Origin of the sequence: Nocardioides sp. Root190 (genome assembly GCF_001428565.1) — a bacterium.
Classification (GTDB): domain Bacteria; phylum Actinomycetota; class Actinomycetes; order Propionibacteriales; family Nocardioidaceae; genus Nocardioides.
Genome location: NZ_LMIA01000009.1, coordinates 470,907 through 488,598, shown reverse-complemented (window position 1 = coordinate 488,598; position 17,692 = coordinate 470,907). Strand labels below are relative to the sequence as shown.

At 70.4% G+C, this 17,692-nt stretch carries 18 protein-coding genes; 2 read left to right on the top strand and 16 right to left on the bottom strand.

Going from position 1 to position 17,692, the window contains the following annotated elements:
* Positions 1 to 42: 42 nt before the first annotated feature.
* The 5 genes from ASE01_RS12130 to rpsB all read right to left on the bottom strand — a co-directional run bounded on the left by ASE01_RS12130 (position 43) and on the right by rpsB (position 4,733).
* On the bottom strand, positions 43 to 321 hold the full coding sequence (locus ASE01_RS12130) for a hypothetical protein (protein ID WP_056751610.1): 279 nt from the start codon (positions 319 to 321) through the stop codon (positions 43 to 45).
* Positions 318 to 1,574 (bottom strand): TFIIB-type zinc ribbon-containing protein, encoded by a 1,257-nt coding sequence (locus ASE01_RS12125; protein WP_056751605.1) that lies wholly within the window; start codon positions 1,572 to 1,574, stop codon positions 318 to 320. Before ASE01_RS12125 ends, ASE01_RS12130 begins: the two co-directional genes overlap by 4 nt.
* A gap of 1 nt (position 1,575) precedes the next feature.
* A complete protein-coding gene (locus ASE01_RS12120; protein ID WP_056751600.1) occupies positions 1,576 to 2,766 on the bottom strand; it encodes an SPFH domain-containing protein in 1,191 nt (396 codons plus the stop codon).
* A 164-nt stretch (positions 2,767 to 2,930) separates the two neighbouring features.
* Entirely contained in the window at positions 2,931 to 3,740 is an 810-nt protein-coding gene (gene tsf, locus ASE01_RS12115; RefSeq protein ID WP_056751597.1) for a translation elongation factor Ts, read from the bottom strand.
* Between the two features lie 39 nt (positions 3,741 to 3,779).
* On the bottom strand, positions 3,780 to 4,733 hold the full coding sequence (gene rpsB, locus ASE01_RS12110) for a 30S ribosomal protein S2 (protein ID WP_056751593.1): 954 nt from the start codon (positions 4,731 to 4,733) through the stop codon (positions 3,780 to 3,782).
* 321 nt (positions 4,734 to 5,054) lie between these two features.
* Between rpsB and ASE01_RS12105 the strand changes: the two genes are divergently transcribed.
* Positions 5,055 to 5,627, top strand: a complete 573-nt coding sequence (locus tag ASE01_RS12105; protein ID WP_056751590.1) for a M23 family metallopeptidase — start codon at positions 5,055 to 5,057, stop codon at positions 5,625 to 5,627.
* Here ASE01_RS12105 and ASE01_RS12100 read toward each other — a convergent pair.
* From ASE01_RS12100 to rplS, 11 genes are all read right to left on the bottom strand, one after another.
* Positions 5,575 to 6,519 carry a tyrosine recombinase XerC gene (locus ASE01_RS12100; RefSeq protein WP_056751586.1) on the bottom strand — a complete coding sequence of 315 codons (945 nt, stop codon included), beginning with the start codon at positions 6,517 to 6,519 and terminating at the stop codon, positions 5,575 to 5,577. The two genes, ASE01_RS12105 and ASE01_RS12100, sit on opposite strands and share 53 nt — an antisense overlap.
* A gap of 29 nt (positions 6,520 to 6,548) precedes the next feature.
* Entirely contained in the window at positions 6,549 to 7,682 is a 1,134-nt protein-coding gene (gene dprA / locus ASE01_RS12095) for a DNA-processing protein DprA (protein ID WP_056751583.1), read from the bottom strand.
* Positions 7,679 to 9,286 (bottom strand): YifB family Mg chelatase-like AAA ATPase, encoded by a 1,608-nt coding sequence (locus tag ASE01_RS12090; protein WP_056751579.1) that lies wholly within the window; start codon positions 9,284 to 9,286, stop codon positions 7,679 to 7,681. Before ASE01_RS12090 ends, dprA begins: the two co-directional genes overlap by 4 nt.
* Positions 9,286 to 9,654, bottom strand: coding sequence for a YraN family protein (locus ASE01_RS12085; protein ID WP_056751576.1), 369 nt, complete (start codon positions 9,652 to 9,654; stop codon positions 9,286 to 9,288). Before ASE01_RS12085 ends, ASE01_RS12090 begins: the two co-directional genes overlap by 1 nt.
* A 127-nt stretch (positions 9,655 to 9,781) precedes the next feature.
* Positions 9,782 to 11,404 carry a pilus assembly protein TadG-related protein gene (locus ASE01_RS12080; protein ID WP_056751572.1) on the bottom strand — a complete coding sequence of 541 codons (1,623 nt, stop codon included), beginning with the start codon at positions 11,402 to 11,404 and terminating at the stop codon, positions 9,782 to 9,784.
* Positions 11,404 to 11,847 carry a TadE/TadG family type IV pilus assembly protein gene (locus ASE01_RS12075; protein WP_056751568.1) on the bottom strand — a complete coding sequence of 148 codons (444 nt, stop codon included), beginning with the start codon at positions 11,845 to 11,847 and terminating at the stop codon, positions 11,404 to 11,406. The genes ASE01_RS12080 and ASE01_RS12075 overlap by 1 nt, the downstream gene beginning before the upstream one ends.
* A gap of 201 nt (positions 11,848 to 12,048) precedes the next feature.
* Complete coding sequence (locus ASE01_RS12070; RefSeq protein ID WP_157537290.1) at positions 12,049 to 13,806, bottom strand: pilus assembly protein TadG-related protein; 1,758 nt, start codon at positions 13,804 to 13,806, stop codon at positions 12,049 to 12,051.
* A 119-nt stretch (positions 13,807 to 13,925) separates the two neighbouring features.
* Complete coding sequence (locus tag ASE01_RS12065; RefSeq protein ID WP_028655836.1) at positions 13,926 to 14,234, bottom strand: DUF2469 domain-containing protein; 309 nt, start codon at positions 14,232 to 14,234, stop codon at positions 13,926 to 13,928.
* Positions 14,231 to 14,932, bottom strand: a complete 702-nt coding sequence (locus ASE01_RS12060; protein WP_056751561.1) for a ribonuclease HII — start codon at positions 14,930 to 14,932, stop codon at positions 14,231 to 14,233. The genes ASE01_RS12065 and ASE01_RS12060 overlap by 4 nt, the downstream gene beginning before the upstream one ends.
* Positions 14,933 to 14,938: 6 nt before the next feature.
* The gene (lepB, locus tag ASE01_RS12055) at positions 14,939 to 15,814 is read right to left on the bottom strand and encodes a signal peptidase I (protein WP_056751557.1); all 876 of its coding nucleotides are present in this window, start codon (positions 15,812 to 15,814) and stop codon (positions 14,939 to 14,941) included.
* Between the two features lie 94 nt (positions 15,815 to 15,908).
* On the bottom strand, positions 15,909 to 16,271 hold the full coding sequence (rplS, locus tag ASE01_RS12050) for a 50S ribosomal protein L19 (RefSeq protein WP_056751552.1): 363 nt from the start codon (positions 16,269 to 16,271) through the stop codon (positions 15,909 to 15,911).
* Positions 16,272 to 16,458: 187 nt separating this feature from the next.
* On the opposite strand from rplS, the gene ASE01_RS12045 reads away from it, so the two are divergent.
* The gene (locus tag ASE01_RS12045; protein WP_056752197.1) at positions 16,459 to 17,679 is read left to right on the top strand and encodes a Fic family protein; all 1,221 of its coding nucleotides are present in this window, start codon (positions 16,459 to 16,461) and stop codon (positions 17,677 to 17,679) included.
* Positions 17,680 to 17,692: the final 13 nt, after the last annotated feature.

The window sequence follows — 17,692 nt, the reverse complement described above, 5'->3', positions numbered from 1 at the left end:
GTCGAGCGGCACCAATGCCCTTGCCCGTCACACACGGTCTCGTCAGCGGATTCGCTGCACCCTCGTCCGGAAGTTGCTGCTGTTGTCGCCGTCGATGTCGGAGTCACGCGTGCGGTTGATGTGATCGACCTTGTTCTCCCCGCCCTGCACGGGCTTGGGGTCGATGATCGTGTCCCGCTCGAAGGCATGTGACTTGTCGTTGTTGCGGTAGTAGCGATAGAAGGCCCAGTACGTCGCTGCGCCGCCGACCGGACCGGCTGCGAGGAGCCAGACCGGCGACTCGGACGCCTGGACGAGCGCGAGCACGATGTCGGCGCTCATGCCGTCGCCACCAGGAACGCGCCGGCGGCGCCCTCGAGGAAGGTGCCGACCGTGAAGGCCGCGAGGAGGAGCTTCGGCTGTGAGACCGGGATGCTGCCCATCGTCTCTCCCGTCCGTGCGTTGACCGCGATGTAGTGCAGGATGCCGTTGCTCTCCTGGCGGTAGGAGTAGAGCCACACGGGCAGGTACATCGAGATCCAGCGTGAACCACCGACGTCGATCTGCTCCTGCTCCCAGCGCACACCCCGGTCGAACCTGCCCAACGAGGCAGCCACCTCCGAGCGTCCGATCGAGAGCAGCTGGTCCTCCAGGACCGGCTGGAGCGCCTCCACGTTGACGTCACGCTTCTCGCTGGTGAACCCGACCAGGTAGCTGGCGTTCCACTTGACCGCGTTCTTCGTGTCGAACGGCAGGATCGTGTTGACGATGTTGTTGGTGTTCTCGCCGCTGAAGTCGGCGCGCTCCACCGATCCCTCGATGGTCAGGTCGTCGACCGTGAAGCTGACCTGGCGGGCCACCTGGTAGACGTCGGCGTCGTAGTAGGTGACGCGGTTGTCGCCCTGCTTCTCGGTCCAGCGCCGGGTCTCGATCTCGCCCTTGCCCCAGTACTGCGACTCGGCGCGCGCGTCGATGACGAGGTAGGGCAGGTAGACGCCCAGGACGTTCTCCGGGACGAACTCCTTCTTGAACCTCTTGTGCGCGAAGAGCCGTCGCTTGGAGGCGAACTCCCGGATCTTCTCGACCGCCTCGTCCTTGGTCAGCCGGAACGGAAGGACCGCGTCCGGAACCGCACCGTTGGGGATCTGCTGGTTGACGTTCAGCGTGTGGCGGCACCAGTGGCAACGCGCGTTGAGCGCATGGGCGGTGTCCACGACCACCTCGGCACCGCAGGCCTCGCACTTGAAGGTGACCATGTCGGCGGCATCGGCCTGGATGTCCTCCGCCCCGCTGGCGATGACGGTGCCCTCGAGGTCGTCGATGCCCTCACCGAGCCCGAACTCCTCCTCGACGCGGGCCTCGTGCCACTCGTTGCGGCAGAACAGGCACACGAGCATGCCGGTCGAGGCGCGCAGCCGCACGTCGCTCGACCCGCACTTCGGGCACCGGTTCAGCCCGTCCTTGAGCGATTCGTTGACGGTCTCGATGGTGGGTGTGGGCTCGGGCTCCGCCTTGGCGGCGGCGAGCTCCTCCTCCAGCGACATGGGCGGCCCGTCGAAGGTGGGCCGCTGGGGGTCCACGGACTCCTGTGACATGTCAGAGACCGAGCGCCTTCGCCTTTGCCGCGTCGTAGTCGGCCTGGGTGATCAGTCCGGCGTCGAGCATCTCCTTGGCCCGCTTGAGGACAGCCATCGGGTCGTCCGCAGCCGGAGCGGCGGGCGCCGCAGGAGCGGCAGGAGCCGCCGGAGCCGCGGGCGGCGGCGTCACGGGCTGCTGGAGGCCGCCCACCCCCATGCCACCGGTCGCCATGCCCATGCCGATCAGGCCACCGGGACCGGCGTTCTCGCCCGCGGCCTCGATGCCGGCGGCGACGGACGCCTGCAGGTTGGAGTTGCCGCGCGAGCCGGACAGTGCGTCGGCACGCTGGACGTTCTTGAGCAGCTCACGGGTGTTGGCGTCGTACTCGATGGAGATGATCGCGGTCTTGACGATCTCGATGCCGCGGTCGGTCCGCCACTGGTAGTTCTGCTCCACCGCGGCCGACAACGACTGCGCGAAGCCGATCGAGTCCTGCTGCAGGCGAGCGATCCGGTTCCCCTTGGCGGGGTCGTTGGTGTACATCGAGAAGGCCGGCGCGAGCGATCCGACGACCTCGTTGAACAGCTGCTCACCGGCGGGGTTGTCGATGTCGGTGAAGTCGAAGAAGGCCCGTCCGCCGATGACCTCGGCCGGCGCGAAGTTGCGCAGGAACGTCAGGGGGTCGGTGATCTTCAGCGTGTAGGTGCCGCGCGTGATGGCGCCGACCTGGGTGTTGAGGAACGCGTCGTCCCAGTAGATCTCCGACTGGGTGCCGAACTTGTTGTTGGGCAGCTCCTTGAGCGTCACGAAGACAGCCGTCTGCTGCGTCGAGGGTCGCCCGCCGAACTTGAAGCGCTCCCAGCTCTGCTTGATCACCGAGTCGACGAGTCCGCCGCCGGAGAAGACCGACTGGGAGGCCGGCTCGTCGGAGTTCCAGATGTAGGCGCCCGGCTCAGCGGCGAACCCGGTGAAGGCGCCGTCCTCGAGCAGGACGAGGCCGTAGCCCTCGGGGACGACGATCTTGGAGCCGTTGGTGATGACGCCGTCGGAACCGTCGGTGTTGCTGCCGCGGCCGGCGTTCTGTCCCTTGGCGACCGCAGGGAACACCGCGACGGTCGAGGTGATCCCGTCCGGGACACCGTAGAAGTCGAGCCACTGGTCACCGAGGGTGCCGCCGATGGCGCCGATCGCAGCCTGAATGAGTCCCACTTGTCGCTCTCCTTCACCTGACACGTTGATGCGCCCGCGAAAGCGCGGGGCGCACGTGACCGACACCTGTCCCTCTGCCGGGCTGGTCAAACCTACTCGGAGACAGCGACGGCCGGCACCACTTTCGTGGTGCCGGCCGCGCGGTGTGCTTCGTCAGCTGACGCTCAGGCGCCGACCTCGAAGCGGGCGAACCGCTTCACGGTGGTGCCGGAGGCGTCGAGGACGGCCTTGACCGACTTCTTCGACTCGGAGACCGACTCCTGCTCGAGCAGGACGATCTCGCGGAAGAACCCGCCGATGCGACCCTCGACGATCTTGGCGACAGCCGCTTCCGGCTTGCCCTCCTCGATCGTCTTCTTGGTGAGGACGTCCTTCTCGGCGGCGACGATGTCGGCCGGGACCTCGTCACGGGTGAGGTACTGCGCCTTGAGGGCAGCGACCTGCATCGCGGCACCGCGGGCAGCAGCCTCGTCGCCGTCGTAGGCGACGATGACGCCGACAGCCGGCGGAAGGTCGGCCGCACGCTTGTGCAGGTAGACCGCGACCGGACCGTCGAAGTAGGCGACGTTGCCCAGTTCGATCTTCTCACCGATGGTGATGGCCAGGCCCTGGACGACCTCGCCGACGGTGCTGTCCCCGAGGGGCAGCGCCTTGGCGGACTCGGTGTCGGTGGCCTTGCCAGCGTCGATCGCCTCGACGATCTGCTGGGCAGCGGCGATGAAGTCGGGGTTCTTCGCGACGAAGTCGGTCTCCGACTTCAGCTCGATGAGTGCCCCGCCGGCGCTGGCGACCAGACCGGAGGAGGCCTCGCGCTCGGCGCCACGAGCGGCCGCCTTGGCGGCGCCCTTGACGCGGAGCAGCTCGACAGCCTTGTCGAAGTCGCCCTCGGTCTCGTCGAGCGCCTTCTTGCAGTCCATCATCCCGGCGCTGGTCAGCTCCCGGAGCTTCTTGACGTCAGCAGCAGTGAATGCCATGAAATCCTCTATCGCTCTCGTACGTGGGTGAGTGGTTGCTCAGGCCTCGGCCGGAGCGTCGGCCGGGGTCTCCTCGGCAGCGGGAGTCTCCTCAGCAGCCGGGGTCTCCTCGGCAGCGGGGGTCTCCTCGACGACGGCCTCGGCCGCCTCGCTGGAGGCACCGATCGCCTCGGACGCCGGAGCGTCCTCGCCCGGCTCGCCACCGGTCGCCTCGACAGCGACCTTCTCGGCGTCACCCTCGAGGAGCTCGCGCTCCCACTCGGCCAGCGGCTCGGTCGCCGTGGCGGTGGCCGCACCGGCACCGGAGCGAGCCATCAGGCCCTCAGCGGCAGCGTCGGCGATCACGCGGGTGAGCAGGCCGACGGCGCGGATCGCGTCGTCGTTGCCCGGGATCGGGAAGTCGACGAGGTCCGGGTCGCAGTTGGAGTCCAGGATCGCGATGATCGGGATCCGCAGCTTGCGAGCCTCCTCGACCGCGAGGTGCTCCTTGTTCGTGTCGACGATCCACACGGCAGAAGGCGTGCGGGTCATCGAGCGGATGCCACCGAGGGTGCGGTCGAGCTTGACGTGCTCGCGCCGCATGAACAGCAGCTCCTTCTTGGTGCGACCCGAGCCGGCGACGGCGTCGAAGTCGACCTCGTCGAGCTCCTTCAAGCGGCTGATCCGCTGGTTCATGGTCTGGAAGTTGGTGAGCATTCCGCCGAGCCAACGCTGGTTGACGTAGGGCATGCCGACGCGGGTCGCCTGCTCGGCGATCGCCTCCTGGGCCTGCTTCTTGGTGCCGACGAACATGATCGTCCCGCCCTTGGCCACGGTCTCCTTGACGAAGGCGTAGCTGCGGTCGATGTAGGCCAGCGACTGCTGCAGGTCGATGATGTAGATGCCGTTGCGGTCCGTGAGGATGAATCGCTTCATCTTCGGGTTCCAACGACGGGTCTGGTGTCCGAAGTGGACGCCGCTCTCGAGGAGCTGGCGCATGGTCACGACAGCCATGATGTGGTTCTCCTGTGTGGTTTTCAGTTGGGCCTGTCGTCTGCGCGTGATCCGACTGCCTGATGCAGACTGTGAAGTCTGGGTCTCAGGCGGACTGAGGATCGACGCCCACGGGCGGATGAGTCCCGACAGGGACTCGTCGTGGTCTGCGGACGAGCGAATTCCGGTCCAGGGCGGACCGGTCCCGCCAGCGTACGGCGTTCGACGCCTGCCGGACCAATTCGGGCCACCAGCCGTCCACACGGGCGTCGGGGGCGTCGGTTGTCCACAGGCAACGCCGTCCGGGTCGGCTGCGGGCTCCGCGGGGCGCAGGATCGGGGGATGCGCCCGTTCCACCGCACGTTCCTCCTCCTGCTGAGCGTCCTGCTGCCCGTCCTGCTGACCCTCTGCCCCGCCGGAGCCCGGCCGGTGCTCGATGACGACCCGGTCGGGACCTGGCCCCTGCGCACGCACCCGGGCGACCCCGAGGTGGTGCGGCGATTCGAACCGCCCGCCGGCCCCTACGGCCCGGGCCACCGCGGAGTGGACCTTGCCGCACGGGTCGGCCAACCCGTCCTGGCCGCGCTTCCGGGCCGGGTGAGCTTCGCCGGCCGGATCGCCGGTCGCGGGGTGGTCGTGGTGAGCCACGGCCCGACGCGCACGACCTACGAGCCGGTCGCTGCGGAGGTGGGCGTGGGGACGACCCTCGCCGCCGGCGAGGCCCTGGGTCACCTGGAGCTCGTCGGCTCCCACTGCTTCCCGCGTGCCTGTCTGCACTGGGGGTGGGTGCGGGGCGAGACCTATCTCGATCCCCTGCGCCTGGTCGGCGCCGGGCCGGTCCGCCTCCTGCCGCTGTGGCGACTCACGCCCGCGGGTGGGCCTGCTGGTAGGCCTTTCGGAGGCGGTCCGTGGTGACGTGGGTGTAGCGCTGGGTGGTCGCCAGCGAGGCGTGGCCCAGCAGCTCCTGGACGGAGCGGAGGTCGGCTCCGCCCTCGAGGAGGTGGGTCGCGGCCGTGTGGCGCAGTCCGTGCGGACCGAGGTCCGGGGCGCCCGGGACATCGGCCAGGCGGCGGTGGACGAGGGTGCGGACCGCGCGCTGGTCGATCCGACCGCCGCGGGCGCCGAGGAAGAGGGCCGGCCCGGAGCCCGGCCGTGCCAGGTCCCCGCGACCTGATGCCAGCCAGCGGTCCAGCGCGGCGGCGGCGGGGTGGCCGAAGGGCACGGTCCGCTCCTTGCGACCCTTGCCGAACACCCGCACCACGTTGCGGTCCCGGTCGACGTCGTCGATGTCGAGACCGCACAGCTCGCCGACCCGCATGCCGGTCGCGTAGAGCAGCTCGAGCATCGCCACGTCCCGGATCCCGCCGGCGCTGCCGTCGTCGGCCAGTGCGGCCGCGGTCGCGATCAGCTCCCGCGCCTCGTCGACCCGCAGCACCTCGGGCAGCGTGCTGTGGGCCTTCGGGGAGCCCAGTGCCGCACCGGCATCCACCGGTGCCCTGCCGGTCCGGGCGAGCCAGCCGGTGAACACCCGTGCGGCCGTGGCCCGCCTGGCGATGCTGGTCCGGGACAGTCCGCTGCTCTGCTGGCGGGCCAGCCAGCTGCGCAGGCTGCGGAGGTCGAGGTCGGCGACGTCGTCGATCCCGAGCCGGGCAGCGTGGTCCAGCAACGAGGAGATGTCGCCCAGGTAGGCCCGGATCGTGGCCGGTGAGAGGTCCCGCTCGGCGCTGAGGTGGCGCTCGTAGTCGGCGAGGGTCCGCGACTGCGCCTCGGAGAGCTCACCGCGCTGCTCGCTCGTCTGCTCGGCCACGCCCTGATCGTATGCCGCGGACCGCCTCGTCAGGTCCGACCGAGCCGGGTCACCCGCCAACCGGTCGGGCACAGCTCGACCAGGCCGTCCTCCTCCATGCCCGCGAGGAGCCGGTCGGCCTCCATCACACCGATGCCCGCGACGAGGGCCACCGACTCCGACGGCGCCGGGGCGGCCACCGGCACGGCATCGAGCACCTGTCGGGCCCGCACCGAGAGATGGTCGCGCGGCTCCTCCGGCCCTCGGGGCTCGGCGACGAGGTCCTGGCCGGACGCCCCCACCATCTCGAGCACGTCCTCGCCTCCCGTGACCAGTGCCGCACTGCCTCGGCGGATCAGCTGGTGCACGCCCTCGGACGCCGCGCTGTCCAACGGGCCCGGTGTCGCCATCACGGCCCGGTTCAGGCGTTCGGCCCAGTTGGTGGTGTTGAGCGCACCGCTGCGCACCGCCGCCTCGACGACGACGGTGCCACGGGCGAGAGCCGCGATCAGGCGGTTGCGGGCGAGGAACCTGATCCGGAAGGGCGATGACCCCGGTGGCGACTCCGAGATCACCGCGTGGTGCTCCGCGAGGTGCTCCAGGAGCTGCCGGTGCGCGGCGGGGTAGGACCGGTCCACCCCGCAGGCCAGCACCGCGACGGTGGGGGCACCAGCACTGATCGCTCCCCGGTGCGCGGCATAGTCGATGCCGAAGGCGGCCCCGCTGACGATCGGGCGACCCGCGCTGCCCACCACGGCGGCGAGGTCCGAGGCCACCAGGTCGCCGTAGGTCGTGGAGGACCGGGAGCCGACCACGGCCACCGACTCCCCCAGCCCGTCGAGCCGCAGAGGTCCCCGAACCCACAACCCCACCGGCACGCCGCCGCGCCCCTGGAGGACCCCGGCGCCGGCGAGATCGTCCAGCTGCGCCGGCCACTCCCGGTCCCCGGGGATGACGAACCTGATCCCCCGCTGGGCGGCGTGGTCGAGCACCTGCTGCGGGGCGACCGAGGCGAGCCGCCCGGCGGCCGCCGTGAACTCCTCCCTCAGCTCGGGCCGGGTGCGCAGCACCCGGAGGAACTCGGTCGGGCCGAGCTCGCGGACCAGCCCGAGCGAGCGGAGGTCCCCCGGTTCGGCCACCAGGTTGATCGTGGCACGGGCCAGTCGTTCGTCCTGGTCGTTCACGCGACCCCCCGGGAACCGCAGACGGTGCGCAGGTCGAGTGCCTGGCCCTTGCGGAGCCTCAGCGCCACGCCGACCTCCTCGAGCCCGGGCTCGACCTCACCGCCGCTGCGCACGGAGCGGAGGTCGGCCACGGTCCAGGCCAGCCGCTGCACCCGCACGGCGCCGCGCGCGCTCAGCCGCCCGGCGTGGGTCTCGTTGTCGATCAGCTGTTTGCCGGCCTGAGCCACCGGCCAGGTGTCCTTGAGGCGAGGGCTCGGGATCTGGGAGTTGAGCCGCCAGCCGTGGTCGGCGAACCGGGACCGCTGTCGTTCGCGCGCCGCCGCGACCCGCACCCGGACGTCCTGTGACGTCTCGGCCGGCTGGAAGGGGTCGTGGCTGGCGGGTGATGCCGGCTGCACGTGGCGCAGGACATCGATCCGGTCGGCGATCGGCCCCGACAGACGCGACTGGTAGCGGCGGCGCACCGTCTCCGGGCAGGTGCAGCTGTTGGTGCGGGCGTTGGCCGTCCAGTTGCCGCACGGGCACGGGTTGCTCGCCACCACCAGCATCCCGCCCGCGGGGAGGGTGATCGACTCGTCGCGCCGGGCGATCGTGATGTCGCCGTTCTCGAGCGGTTGACGGAGCGCCTCGATCACGTCGGAGCGGAAGAGCGGGAACTCGTCGAGGAAGAGCACCCCGCAGTGCGCCCGGGAGATCTCCCCCGGCTGGACCCGGCCCTGGCCTCCGCCGATCACGCTGGCCTTGCTGGCGTCGTGGTGCGGCGCCGCGAACGGAGGACGCCGGATCATCCCCTGCCCCGGGCCGAGGGCGCCGGCCAGGGAGTGCAGGGCGGTCAGCTCGAGGGACTCCTCGGCGGTGAGGTCCGGGAGGATCGTCGGGATCCGCTCGGCCAGGCTGGTCTTGCCGCACCCCTTGGCACCCGAGAGCATCAGGGCGTGCCCACCGGCGGCGGCCACCTCCGCGGCGTACCTCTCGTCCAGCATCCCGCGCAGGTCGGCCAGGTCGACGTCGTCGAGACGACCCGAGCCCCGCCAGTGGAGCAGGTGGGCACCTGAGGCGGCCGCGACCGGTGGGGCGTCGGGCGGGACCTCGCCAGCGAGGACCGCGACCACCTGCGCCAGGGAGCGGACCCCGATGACCTCCACGCCGGGCACGAGCTGGGCCTCCTCGGCCTGCGGCTCCGGCACGACCACGCGGCGCACGCCGCGGGCAAGTGCAGCGAGCACCATCGGGAGCACGCCCACCGCTGGGCGCAACCCTCCGGCGAGCGTGAGCTCGCCGATGAAGGCCGTCCCCGCGATCTGGGGATGCTCCACCTGCCCGGTCGCGGCCAGCACGGTGAGGGCCATCGCGAGGTCGAAGTGCGTCCCGGTCTTGGGCAGGTCCGCCGGCGAGAGCAGGATCGTCGTCCGCAATGCGGAGGGCCACCTGAGGTCGCTGTTGACGATCGCCATCCGGACCCGGTCCAGGCCCTCCCGCAACGCGGCATCGGCACGGCCGATGACGACGACCCCGGCCTGGCCGCTGGACGCGTCCGCCTGGACGTCGATGAGGTGGCCGCGGGCACCGTCGAGGGCGACGCAGTGCGTCGTCGCGAAGGCCATCAGAACACGCCTCGCACGTGGTCGACCGTGGCTGCGCCGCGACGGGGAAGCAGCACCGCGACCAGGTCGATCCGGATCCCCGCAGGGGTGATCCCACGCTCGAGCGACCACCGCTCCCCCAATCGCTTGAGGCGGTCGAGCTTGGCGTCGGTGAGGGCTTCGTGGGGGGTCCCGGCGACGAGGCTGGTGCGCGTCTTCACCTCGCACACCACGAGGGTGTCGCCCTCGCGGAGCAGGAGGTCGATCTCGCCCTGGGAGCAACGCCAGTTGCGCTCGAGCAGGGTCATCCCCAGCGCTCCGAGGTGGCGTGCGGCCAGTTCCTCGCCGTACGCGCCGATCGCCCGGCGGGCCTGTGCTGTGGTCGTCATGGGGCCAGCCTCGTGGCCAGACCCGACCGCACGCCGTACGACGTGGGTCGGCCTGTGCACCACGCCGCTCATCCCCAGGCGCAGCGTCAGCAGGTGGCCGTCGCGAGCACCACCGTGACCTGTGGGGTCAGCCGACCAGCTTCGGGGAGTCGCACTTCGGGGTGCGGAACTTGTAGATGTCCGCACCGCTGAGGTCGATGCCCAGCGTGTTCAGCAGCGGGCTGAGCAACACGGTGTCGAGGCTCTGGATCAGCGGGTTCACCAGACCGGACAGCAGCCCGTTGACCACCGGCGCCAGCACGATGCCGACCGGTAGACCGATCAGCGCCAGACCGGAGGTGTTGACCGTCAGGGTGGGCAGTCCGCCGCTGCCCGAACCGATCGTGCTGGGCAGCTCGTAGTCACCGTCACTGGTGATCTCGATGTTGGCCGTGCCGGAGGTCGTGGTGGAGCCCTTGATCGTGATCGGGCCGCCGATGACCGGGATCCGGATGCCGAGGATGTTCGCGAACACCGTGATCTGCAGCCTCAGGTCGACGTTCAGCAGACCGTCCGAGACGACGATGGTCAGCCCGGTCGGCGAGCACCGCACGTCGGTGAGCTGGCCGCGCGCCTGGGCGACGCTGATCGAGCCGCTCAGGGCGACGTTGGTGCCGGCCAGGCCGAGGTTGAGGTTCAGCGCGTTGGCCGACAGGTTCACCCGCACCTGGGTCGACTCGGCGGTGACCTGGTTCTTGCGACCGCACCCCAGCGTGGGGGCCTCGATCGCGCTGAGGTTGACCCCGACGTTGGCGAGCGGGCCGAGGTTGACGTTGGCCTGCGGCACGACGAGAGCGTTGTGCCCGGTCGCGGCGGCCGCCGCAGCGGTCACCAGGTCGAGCAGGTTGAGGTCGGCGTCCAGCCCGTTCGATCCACCGGTGCCCAGGTTGATCAGGTCGCCCGCGTTGAGGTTCATGTCCTCGACACCGACGGCCAAGGCCTGCAGCAGGCCGACGTAGGCGGCGTTGCCGTTCTGGCTGAGGACCTCCGCCGTGGCGAGGTAGAAGTCAGCGAGGCTGAGCAGCTGACCGCCCTCGATCAGCGCGCCCAGGGTGCCGACGCCGACATTGGCTCCGATCAGGTCGAGGAGGCTGACGTCGGCGTTGGCGAGTCCGTTGTAGTCGATCGCGCTCACGTTAATGTTGCTGCCCAGTGCACCGAGCAGCGGTCCGAGGATCGGGGACGAACCCGTGTCGACGCGCGCGGCGTACGAGCCGATCGCGAAGCACGCGCCCCCCTCCGACTGCGCGATCGCCGCGCGGCCGGCGTCCCCCTGGGCGACACCCGTGACGCCACCGAAGGCGAAGTCGACACTGGTCGTTGCGGTGACCTTGACGGCAGTGGGCGTCGAGGTGCCGAGGTTGGTGACGAACTCGCCGTCGACCATCTTGCCCAGGTCCCACTCGAGGTCGGGAGCCGCGCCGACGGTGTCGTCGTTGCGTGCGACGCTCTTGGCCATCTCGGCGTTCAGCACCCCGGCCAGCGCGGCCTCGCTGCGGCCGTCGAGCTGGCGCGCGAGATCGAGGGCGACAAGATCGGCCAGGGCCTGCATGTCGCGGCGTGCCGTGCGTTGCATGCCGAGGTCGACGGCGAAGGCGGCGATCGCGACCAGGATGAGGGTGATGCCGACACCCATGATGACGGCGACGACGCCGCGCTCGTCACAAGCACGGCGTGCGGCGATCCGGGCGGGCAGTCGCCGCAGGTTCATCAGCTGACCCTCGCCACGGCGGAGTAACGCAGGTTGTCAGGCAGGACGATGCCGACCCCGGGGACCGGGAGGAGCGGGTTGTCGGCGTAGTTGTAGTCGATGGTGACCGTGACGCAGCGGACCGAGGCGGCCTCGCCGGCGCAGGTCGCGATGCTCACGGCGCAGGTCCCGACGCCACCGCCGTCGCGGGACAGGACGCCACCGGCGCAGGTGACGCCGTAGCTCTCGAGGGCCTCGTTCATCGCGGCGAGCGCGTCGGGCTGCTGGTCGGCATCGCGCTGCGCGACGGCCGCGGCGCGGGCGCCCTCGGCAGCGGCCTGGCTGATCGCCTGCCGGAAGCTGAGCATGTAGCCGTAGCTGATGATGCCGAACACCAACAGCAGCAGGATCGGCATGATCAGCGCGAACTCGACCGCGGCCGCTCCACGTCTGTCACGCAGCACGCGAGCGCGCCCCCACAGCACACAACGCCTCATCGGCCGGCCTCCCCGCCCTAGCTCCCATGACGCCTCCCGAGTGGCGATGGATCGAAGGATAGTGGTCATCTTCACAACGAGGGAACCGATCCCGGGTGATTGTGTCCGTTGGAGGTGGTGCGCCTAGTCCGAACGGACTAGTCATGCCGAAGCCGCTCCCCGTCCACCTCAACCCACCAGTCGGGGGCGGGCGCAGGTGGCGCCGACGGCGTACACATCAGCCCCCGCGAGGCGGAGCCCGATCATCCGCGCGACCGGTCCGATGAACTGCTGGTTGATGTTGGCGATCAGGGGCGTGAGGGTCTTCTCGACGAATCCCTTGCCGGTCGTCACGAGGGCCTGGACGATCAGGTTCGTCACCGCGGTGACGCCGGCGAGCTGGGCGTTCTTGCCGTTGAGCTTCACGGACTTGACCGTCGGCACGATCGCGGCCGCGTCGAGGTGGATCGAGGAACCCGTCGAGACCGGTGTCTCGTCGTTCGGGGGGATCCTCAGGTCGGCCCGACCGGAGCCGGCCGTCGCGTTGGCGCCCACCCGCAGCTCGACCTCGACCTCGAGCGAGATCTTGCTGCCGAGGGTCAGGATGTTCCCGAGCAGGTTGGTCAGCACCGAGGTGAGCCCCAGCCCGAGCAGGTCGGTCAGCTTGACGTCGGCAGCGACCGACACGTCCGAGCGGAGCTGGTACGACGCCAGGCCGGTCGTGACGCCGACACTCATCGTCGTCGGGTCGGCCACCGTGTTCGCGCCACAGTGCACCTGCGGGGGCGCGATGAGCTGGCCGGTGCCGTTGCCGGCGGAGATCTGGAGGGTGCCTGTGCCCTTGGGCGTCTGCAGGGTGCCCAGCCCGGCGATGTTGAGACTGGGCATGTTCGTGAAGGTCACCCCGACCGACCCGTCGAGCTGCGCGATGTCGGCGTGGGCGTCGGGCGAGTTCGGGACACCACAGGCGAGCTCGGCGGCGGAGACGAGGTTGATGCCACCGGTGAACTGGAAGCCCACACCCGGCACGTGCGCCTGGATGTTGGGCACGCCCAGGAAGTGCTGGCCGTCGGCGAGCCGCGCGGAGCCGACGATGTCGAGCACGTCGAGCCCGACCTCCATCGCGGCGCGGTCGGTGGGCGCGACGTGGAGGGCGTCGGCGAGCATGATCGAGCCGACCGTCGCGGTGACCGTCGAGGACAGGACCGAGCCCAGTGCCTGGATCGCCAGGGAGTTGCCGCCCTCGGCCTGGAGCGCCTCGATCATGGCCAGGACGAGGTTGGAGTAGGTGATGCTCGAGGACAGCAGGCCCTCGGGGCTGCCGAAGACCGAGGTCGCCGCGATCTGGGCGAGCGTCAGGTCCGCGTCGGCCAGTCCTCGGTAGCTGACCAGGTCGAGGTTGACGCCCAGCAGGTCGTTGAGCGGCGCGAGCACGGTGCTGTCCGCGGCGCGGATGGCCGCGACGAAGGTGCCGAGGCGGAAGCAGGCGGTCGAGGAGGCCTCGGCCGCGGCCTCGCGCGCCGCAGCACCCGAGTCGTTCCCGGTCACGGCCGCGAAGGCGAAGTCGACGTCGGTCTCCGCGACGACGCTCACGGCCGACGGGACGCCGGCGTCGATCGGTTCGAAGCCTTCGTCGCCCACCACTCCGACCTCGTACTCGATCTCGGGGTCCTCGCCGACAGAGCTCGCGTTCCGCTCGAGGCTCTCCGTGAGGGCTGCGTCCAGGACCGGTGCCAGCTGGGCGACCGTACGACCGTCGAGCTGGCGCGCCAGGTCGAGTGCGACCAGGTCGGCAAGCGCCTGCATGTCCGCCCGGGCGACGCGCTGGAGGCCGAGGTCGACGACGAAGGCCGAGCTGCCCATCAGGACGGCGAGCATGGCCACCATGAACAGCGTGACACTTCCCCGCTGCTCCCTGCGCCGATCCTGCGGACGCCGTGGCCACATGGCGGCCTCCCCCGATGCCGTTGCGCGACGAGGGCGATCGACATGCCGTCCTCAGGGAACAGTTCGGCACGGTCCGGCCCGCACCCGAGCGACCGGAGAGAATTCAGGACGAAGGTCCCTCAGGACTTGGGCAGCTCGATGTCGGAGGTCGCGAGCTCCTCGACGTTGACGTCCTTGAAGGTCAGGACCTTCACGTTCTTGGCGAAGCGTGCCGGGCGGTACATGTCCCACACCCACGCGTCGGCGATGGTGACCTCGAAGAACACGTCGGTGCCCTCCGAACGGGCCTTCACGTCGACCGAGTTGCACAGGTAGAACCGGCGGTCGGTCTCGACGACGTACTTGAAGATGCCGACGACGTCGCGGTACTCCCGGTAGAGGTTCAGCTCCTGCTCGGTCTCGTACTTCTCGAGGTCCTCGGCGCTCACGATCCGAACTCTAGCCCGGCGTCCACCGGCTCGTCCGCCAGCGGCTCGAGACCCGCCGCGCGTCGTACGTTCACGAACCGCATCCGGTGCACCGGACAGGGTCCGTGGAGGTCGAGCGCCGCCGTGTGGGTGGCGGTGATGTAGCCCTTGTGCGTCCGGAAGTCGTACGCCGGCCACTGGCTGTCGAGGTCCACCATGAGGCGGTCCCGCGTGACCTTCGCCAGCACGGACGCCGCGGCGACGCAGGCCGCCACCCGGTCACCCTTCCAGACCGCCAGACCGGGCGCGCCGAGCCCGTCGACGGGGAACCCGTCGGTCAGGACGTACGCCGCCGGGACGGCCAGCTTCGCCACGGCCCGCCGCAGGGCCTCGACGTTCGCCACGTGCATGCCCAGCCGGTCGCACTCGTCGTGGGACACCACCACCACCGACCAGGCGATCGCGCGCCGCACGATCTGGTCGTAGCACCGCTCGCGGGCCGCAGCGGTGAGCAGCTTGGAGTCGGCCAGGCCCGGGATGATGCCGGCCCTGCCCGGTGGCAGGATCGCCGCACCGGCGACGAGCGGACCCGCACAGGCGCCGCGGCCGGCCTCGTCGACACCGGCGATCGGCTCCAGCCCGTGGCGGCGCAGCGCACGCTCGTAGCCGTAGATGCCGGCATCACGGCGCACCGTGGCTCCGCGGGGCAGGGTCGACATCGCAGGTCAGCTCGCCCCGAGCGCGCCGGCCTTCTCGGCCTTGTCGACGAGCTCGGCGGACGGCTTGCCCGGGACGTCCTCGAACACCTCGGGGCGGCTGATCCAGCTCCAGCGGTCGCGCGGCCAGATCAGCGTGAACACCTTGCCGACGACCAGGTCGACGTCGACCCAGGGGCTCTGGGTGCACGGGTCGTCGTCGACGCTGCACAGGTGCGCACGGGAGTCGGCCGAGTGGCCACGGTTGTCCCCCAGCACCAGCAGCTTGCCGACCGGGATCGGACCGATGGTCCAGGAGCAGGGGCGGGCGAGCGCGCTGTCGCGCTCGGTGATGAAGTCGTCGACCGGTGCATTGCAGGAGCCCGGGTCGGGACCGAGGTAGTCCGACTCGTCGACGGCCTCGCCGTTGATCTCGATGCGGCCCTCGGCGTCGCAGCACACGATGACGTCGCCCTCGGTGCCGATCACCCGCTTCACCAGGTGTCCGCCGGTCGGGTAGAGACCGACCTTGGAGAGCACGCTGGCCAGTCCGGTGGGGCCCTGGTTGTCTGCGGCACCGAGCCACTGGCCCGGGTCGCGGAACACGACGACGTCGCCCCGCTGGGGCTCGCCCCCGAACCAGTACGAGACCTTCTGCACCAGGATCCGGTCGTTCTCGACCAGACCCGGCTCCATGGACTCCGAGGGGATGTAGAACGCCTGGACGAACAGGGCCTTGATGACCACCGCCAGACCGAGCGCCACGGCGAGCAGCAGGATGCTCTCCTGCCAGACCGGCAGGTGCTTGCGGACCGCCGTGCGCTTCCTGTCACCCCGGTGCGCGGCTTCGCCCGTGGCGTCAGCAGCAGCGGCGGGGCGCTCAGGCGCCGTGTCGTCGGTGGTCACGATGGTCGAGTCTAGGCACGATGCCATGAACGAACGCACGAAGGCCCGGCCGAACGGCCGGGCCCTCGTGGGGTCGTACGGGGTGAGCGTGTGCTCAGAACTCCCGACGCTCCTTGATCTTGGCCTTCTTGCCCGTGAGGTTGCGCAGGTAGTAGAGCTTCGCGCGTCGGACGTCACCACGGGTCACGATCTCGATCTCCTCGAAGATCGGGGAGTGCAGCGGGAAGGTCCGCTCGACACCGACGCCGAAGGACACCTTGCGGACCGTGAACGTGCGGCCGACACCCGAACCGTGGATGCGGATCACGACGCCCTGGAAGATCTGGACACGGGAGCGGCTGCCCTCGACGACCTTCACGTGGACCTTGATGGTGTCACCGGCGCGGAAGGCGGGGACGTCCTCACGCTTGAGCGCGTTGCCGAGCTCGGTGACGAGGGCAGGACTGGGGTTGGTCATGATTCTCCTCGCGAATGCCACAGGTCAGCCGCGGAACTAGTGATGGATCAGATGGGTGGTGCGGGCGGCGCGGTCGACGATTCCCCCGTGGCAGAGGCGTCCGCGACACCGACAGAGGATCTTCCCACACCCGGACGACCCCGTGGAAATCGCGACCGGTGACGCGCGAACCGGGACAATGGGCACCATGACGGAACCCGCCGAGCCCCACGACTGGGCTCCGCACACCTTCGAGGTCCGCCCCTGGCGGCAACGAACGGCGCGCGGCCCGCGGGCGGACCGCCTGCTGCGCGAGGTCACCGTGGCGCTACCGGCCCACATCCGCGACCTCGACCACGCGATGGACCGCCCGCTCCGGGCGATGACCACGGCCAGCGCCGGCGACCTGAGCCACCTCGACCTGGTCCACGGACGCACCCTCAGCGGACTCAACCACCTGCAGCTGCGCACCGAGTCCGTCGACTCCTCCAAGATCGAGAACGTCGACGCGAGCCTGGCCGACTACGGCCGGGCAATGCTCGGCGAGGGCGCCAACGCCTCGGCCGTCTCCATGGCCTCGGCCACGGCGGCCCTCACCCGGATGATCCGTGACGCCGACACCACCCGCTCGATCCGGTCCGAGGCGATCCTGCAGGCCCATCACGACCTGTTCCGTCGCAACCCGGAGGAGTCCCACCGCGCGGGCAGGTTCCGAACCACCCAGAACTGGGTCGGGGGCAGCGGCTACTCCCCCATCGGAGCACTGCACGTCCCGCCGCCGCCCGAGACCGTGCCGGGCTACCTGGAGGACCTGTTCGCGTTCGCCAACCGCGACGACGTCCCCGCGGTTGCGCAGGCGGCGATCGTACACGCGCAATTCGAGTCCATCCACCCGTTCATCGACGGCAACGGACGGATCGGCCGCGCACTGATCCACGCGGTCCTGCGACGGCGCCGGGCCAACCGCCACCTCACCGTGCCGATCGCCTCGGCCCTGGTCGCCCACCGCGACTCGTACTTCGAGGCGCTCAACGACTACCGGGCCGGCAACGCGGGAACGATCGTGGCCATGCTCGCCACGGCGGTGCGCATCGCCACTGCCGAGTCCTGGGTGACCGCCACCAACATCCTGGCGGTCCGCGAGCGCTGGGGCGCCCTCCTGCCGGAGCTGCGGCCCGGCCAGCCCGGCTTCCGCCTGCTCGACCTGCTGGTCGAGGAGCCGATCCTCAACGCGGGCCTGGTCGCCGAGCGCCTGGGCCTCGGGCTCGACGCCGCGGGTGACCTCATCGGGGTCGCCGTCGACGCGAAGGTGCTGCACAGGGCCCCCAGGTCGCGCCGGGCGCCGGTCTGGCTGGCCGCGGACCTGCTCGGCGAGATCGAGGACCTCAGCGACCGGATCCAGGCCTCCAGCCGCCGCCTGCGGAACTGACAACAGGCCCGCC

Excerpts from the sequence above, each read along its gene's own strand:
- ASE01_RS12070 (WP_157537290.1), bottom strand. The coding sequence starts at position 13,806 with ATGTGGCCACGGCGTCCGCAGGATCGGCGCAGGGAGCAGCGGGGAAGT.
- rpsB (WP_056751593.1), bottom strand. The coding sequence starts at position 4,733 with ATGGCTGTCGTGACCATGCGCCAGCTCCTCGAGAGCGGCGTCCACTTC.
- rplS (WP_056751552.1), bottom strand. The coding sequence starts at position 16,271 with ATGACCAACCCCAGTCCTGCCCTCGTCACCGAGCTCGGCAACGCGCTC.
- ASE01_RS12045 (WP_056752197.1), top strand. The coding sequence starts at position 16,459 with ATGACGGAACCCGCCGAGCCCCACGACTGGGCTCCGCACACCTTCGAG.
- ASE01_RS12090 (WP_056751579.1), bottom strand. The coding sequence starts at position 9,286 with ATGGCCTTCGCGACGACGCACTGCGTCGCCCTCGACGGTGCCCGCGGC.
- ASE01_RS12130 (WP_056751610.1), bottom strand. The coding sequence starts at position 321 with ATGAGCGCCGACATCGTGCTCGCGCTCGTCCAGGCGTCCGAGTCGCCG.
- ASE01_RS12125 (WP_056751605.1), bottom strand. The coding sequence starts at position 1,574 with ATGTCACAGGAGTCCGTGGACCCCCAGCGGCCCACCTTCGACGGGCCG.
- ASE01_RS12085 (WP_056751576.1), bottom strand. The coding sequence starts at position 9,654 with ATGACGACCACAGCACAGGCCCGCCGGGCGATCGGCGCGTACGGCGAG.
- ASE01_RS12105 (WP_056751590.1), top strand. The coding sequence starts at position 5,055 with ATGCGCCCGTTCCACCGCACGTTCCTCCTCCTGCTGAGCGTCCTGCTG.
- tsf (WP_056751597.1), bottom strand. The coding sequence starts at position 3,740 with ATGGCATTCACTGCTGCTGACGTCAAGAAGCTCCGGGAGCTGACCAGC.
- ASE01_RS12080 (WP_056751572.1), bottom strand. The coding sequence starts at position 11,404 with ATGAACCTGCGGCGACTGCCCGCCCGGATCGCCGCACGCCGTGCTTGT.
- ASE01_RS12060 (WP_056751561.1), bottom strand. The coding sequence starts at position 14,932 with ATGTCGACCCTGCCCCGCGGAGCCACGGTGCGCCGTGATGCCGGCATC.